We start from the raw sequence: 3,636 nt of genomic DNA, 5'->3' as shown, positions 1-3,636 counted from the left end.
GCCAGCGCAGCGCTCAGGGCAACCAGGGCGATCAGCGGGGTGCGGGTGTTCTTCGTCATGTCAGTGCTCCGTCTGTCTTCGTAGGAAGTGCGTCCGATTTGCGCACGGCCCCACCTTGCAGCGACGCGTCTGAACGAAAATTGCGCGCCGATATGAACGTGCACGCAGGCTTAACCACGCACGTCATGGCATCGGCTAGCACGGTGTTACGGCGTGGTGATTGCGGGGTTGGCACTTCGTGGAATGCGTGACGTCGCGCAGGATTGAAGTTACGCGCCCGTTTTTTCGTCGCTGTTCGCCGACGTTTCTTCCGGCGTTTTTTTGCTGAACCATTGCCAACCGAGCGCGACGCCACTCAATGCACCCGCGATCTCGAGAATCACGCGCGAGCCAAGAGACTCCGCGTCGTGGATGCCCTGCAAGGCGAGTCGCGCATACAACGGCGACTCCAGCCGGCTGATGCCCAGATAGAACAGGTTCCACGTATCGATACCCGCACCGATCAGCACGGCTGACACGCAGGCCCACCCCACGGCATGGCCGATCGACCACCCCTGGCGACCGCACAGCCAGTGCCAGACCAGGAAACACAGCAGACCGATGACGAAGGCGATCAGGCCTGCCTCGAGCGCACCCAGCACGCCGTAGTGGAGCGGCAGGTTCATCGACCGCACTCCCGGGTCCATTCGAACGCAGGAGCGATAACGGAGGCTGCAGGCATGGGGTGGCGCTCCGGGCGCCCGGGTTCGTGGCCGACGGGGAAGCGTAACCGAAGCGTCTGTCGCGGATGCGCCCGGCTGGCATGATGCGGTCTCCCGATACGTGGAATCCCCGCATGAGCCGTCTTCTGTTGGCAGGTGCCACCGGCCTCATCGGCCAAACAGCTCTGGCCCTTGCGCTCGCGTCACCGCGCGTCACCCACGTGATCGCGCCCACGCGCAGGCCACTGCCCACGCACCCGAAACTGCTGAATCCGGTGGTGGGCTTCGATGCGCTACCCGGCTACGCCGATTGGTGGCAAGTGGATGCCGTTGCCTGTGCGCTGGGCACGACGATCCGCGATGCCGGATCGCAAGCGGCCTTCCACCGCGTGGATCACGACTATCCGCTCGCCGTTGCGCGGCTCGCCCATGCCCACGGTGCGCGTGCCTTCGCGCTGGTGTCGGCCCTAGGCGCGGACCCGGCGTCACGCGTGTTCTATTCGCGCACCAAGGGCGAGTTGGAGCAGGCCCTAGAAGGTATCGGATTCGAGTCACTTACCCTGCTGCGGCCCGGGCTGCTCGGCGGCAATCGCACGCAACACCGTGCAGGCGAACGGTGGGCGCAACGGGTCTTCGGTGCGCTCGGCCCCGTGCTGCCGCGACGCTACCGGGTGGTACCGCCGGAACGCGTTGCGTCGGCACTGGTGCGTGCGGCCCTGGACGCGCGTCCGGGCCGACACGCCGTGCCATCGGAACAACTGCTCGGTTGAACGGCGCTCAGGCGCCGGGATCGTCCGCGAGCACCTGCACACCCTCGGCCACGATGCGGTACTCCACCGTGGGCACCGCCGCCCCGGGCGACGTTTCCTTCGCGGTGTGTTCGCGCGCCGCCGGCGACAGCGTCACCTTCGACAGCACGCCATGCACCTGCGCCGGTCCTCGCACGTCCTTCGGCACGTAGAAGTCGTGATCGCCCAGCAGTACGCGCGCACCCTGCCCCGCGTCCTCCAGCATCACCCAGCAGCCCTTCTTCTGGCACACGTCGACGACGCGACCGCTGAAGACGCGCGATTGCCCCTCGTGTGCCGCGGGATCGGCCAAGGCCTGTGCGAGTGGCACCACCGGACCGGCGGGCACGTCGGCACCGAACTTTTCCCACGCACCGTCCGCTGCATTCACGGCAGCCGTGGACACCATCAGGCCCACCATCACCAGCACACGACGCATCGGACGCACTCCTTCCGGGGAAGTCCGCATCATAACCGTGCGCTGGAAGCCTGGATTCAGTGCAACAAGCCGTGATGGACCAATTGGAGGCGCTGGGTACCGGCAGCGGTGATGGCGTCGCTCGCCCGCTCCAGCAGGCGCTCATCCTCGTCATCGATCACCACCAACACTTTGCCCGCCTCGATCTCGTTGCGATAGTCGCGGCGGACCTCACTGGGCACGGACGAGCCGGCGAGCGCCGCGGCCCACCCGCCGACCAGTGCACCGACCAAGGTGCACAGCAGCACCGCAACCAACGGAATGCCCACCGCAGGAATGGCCATCGCGAGCAGGCCGATCACCAGGCCGACCACGCCACCACCGACCAGACCGCGCATGGCGGCCGGCATGAAGTCGGTGGGCGAGCCTTCCTTCTCGGCATCGGGCATCTGGGTCATCTCGATCTCCGGACGGCCGACGAGGGCGGCGTGGTCCGGCTGGATGCCCATGTGCAGGGCTACATGCAGCGCCGCTTCTGCGGTGTCGATATCCGGGGCGCTGAATACGCGTCGCGTCTTCATGGCGGTCTCCTGGCCGGCGCGTGGGTCCGGCCGTAGCGACACCGTAGGCCCGGTCGTGGGAGCGCCGGGTGAAGAACGCCGATCCGACTTAGAGCGCGGGCCGTTCCGGCGCCTGCTTGCGCCCCATCGCACGCAGGTAGAGCTCGTACAGCGCCGTGACCTTGGAGACGTACTCCTGCGTTTCCGCGTAGGGCGGCACGCCGCCGTAGCGCGACACCGTGCCGACCCCGGCGTTGTAGGCCGCGGCCACCAAGGTCAGGTCGCCCTTGTAGCGTTTCATCAGCAGACGGAGATGGCGTGCGCCCGCGTTGATGGATTCGGTGGAAGAGAACGGATCGGCGACGCCATACTCCTTGGCCACGTCCGGCATCAGCTGCATCACGCCCATCGCGCCTTTCGGGGATACGGCCTTGGCGTCGAAATCGCTTTCGGCGTGTGCCACGGCACGAAGCCAGGCGTCGTCCACGCCGGTCTGCCGTGCGGCCGCCTTGAACTCCGTGGGATAGCGGTCAAGCCGGGGCTTGCCGACCCGGCCCAGGCCCGGATGCGCCGGCTCGCCAGGCGGCGTCTGCACGGTGAACTTCAGGTAGGGCGTGGACCCCGGCAGCTTGCGGGTGGAGTACACCTTCTGACCGTCCTGCTCGCGTTCGTACAGCGTGCCGCTGAACACCCCCATCGAACCCCACAGGTTGGGGGTACTGACGGCGTTGTCGTCGATTTCCTTGGCGGTGCACTTCGACCCGGGCTCCGGCGCGGTCGCCAAGCTGACGGTCCCGCCCTGCACGCAGCGGTACACCGTGCGCGCGCCAGCATCGGCGCTGGCCAAGGCCAGCACCGTCAGCAAGAGGCCGGCGGCGGTTCGCAGGGGGTACATGGGCGGCGGATTCTAGGGCCCTGGAGCTGTAAGACAGCCTGAATCACGTGTCAGGCGCCGACGGCCGGCCAGTCTCGAGCCCACTCCTGCTGCGCCGCAGCAGCCAAGCGCGTAAAATACGGGCCCTCTTTCACCCCACCCCCTCGGAGTACGCAATGGGCCTGGATCTGGTCACCGCCGGCAAGAACCCGCCGGACGAAATCAACGTCATCATCGAGATCCCGAAGGACGCCGAGCCGGTGAAGTACGAAGTGGACAAGGCCAGCGGCGCGAT

5 protein-coding genes and 1 pseudogene are annotated in these 3,636 nt (G+C 67.1%); 2 read left to right on the top strand and 4 right to left on the bottom strand.

Features of this window, described 5'->3' with window-relative positions; genetic code table 11:
* Positions 1–269 precede the first annotated feature (269 nt).
* A complete protein-coding gene (locus tag VGE27_RS00275) occupies positions 270–665 on the bottom strand; it encodes a hypothetical protein (RefSeq protein ID WP_331047625.1) in 396 nt (131 codons plus the stop codon).
* Between the two features lie 170 nt (positions 666–835).
* On the opposite strand from VGE27_RS00275, the gene VGE27_RS00270 reads away from it, so the two are divergent.
* On the top strand, positions 836–1,471 hold the full coding sequence (locus VGE27_RS00270; RefSeq protein WP_331047624.1) for an oxidoreductase: 636 nt from the start codon (positions 836–838) through the stop codon (positions 1,469–1,471).
* A gap of 7 nt (positions 1,472–1,478) precedes the next feature.
* Here VGE27_RS00270 and VGE27_RS00265 read toward each other — a convergent pair whose 3' ends face one another.
* From VGE27_RS00265 to VGE27_RS00255, 3 genes are all read right to left on the bottom strand, one after another.
* A complete protein-coding gene (locus tag VGE27_RS00265) occupies positions 1,479–1,961 on the bottom strand; it encodes a DUF4920 domain-containing protein (protein ID WP_331047623.1) in 483 nt (160 codons plus the stop codon).
* Positions 1,962–1,984: 23 nt separating this feature from the next.
* Positions 1,985–2,488 (bottom strand): hypothetical protein, encoded by a 504-nt coding sequence (locus VGE27_RS00260; protein ID WP_331047622.1) that lies wholly within the window; start codon positions 2,486–2,488, stop codon positions 1,985–1,987.
* A gap of 88 nt (positions 2,489–2,576) precedes the next feature.
* Positions 2,577–3,362 (bottom strand): lytic transglycosylase domain-containing protein, encoded by a 786-nt coding sequence (locus tag VGE27_RS00255; protein WP_331047621.1) that lies wholly within the window; start codon positions 3,360–3,362, stop codon positions 2,577–2,579.
* A gap of 155 nt (positions 3,363–3,517) precedes the next feature.
* Here VGE27_RS00255 and VGE27_RS19445 point away from each other — a divergent pair.
* A pseudogene (locus VGE27_RS19445) lies at positions 3,518–3,636 on the top strand (inorganic pyrophosphatase); the annotation flags it as partial.

Origin of the sequence: Gemmatimonas sp. (assembly GCF_036405635.1) — a bacterium.
GTDB lineage: Bacteria > Gemmatimonadota > Gemmatimonadetes > Gemmatimonadales > Gemmatimonadaceae > Gemmatimonas.
The sequence above is the reverse complement of the archived record's forward strand: the minus strand, read 5'-3'. Positions and strand labels throughout refer to the sequence as shown.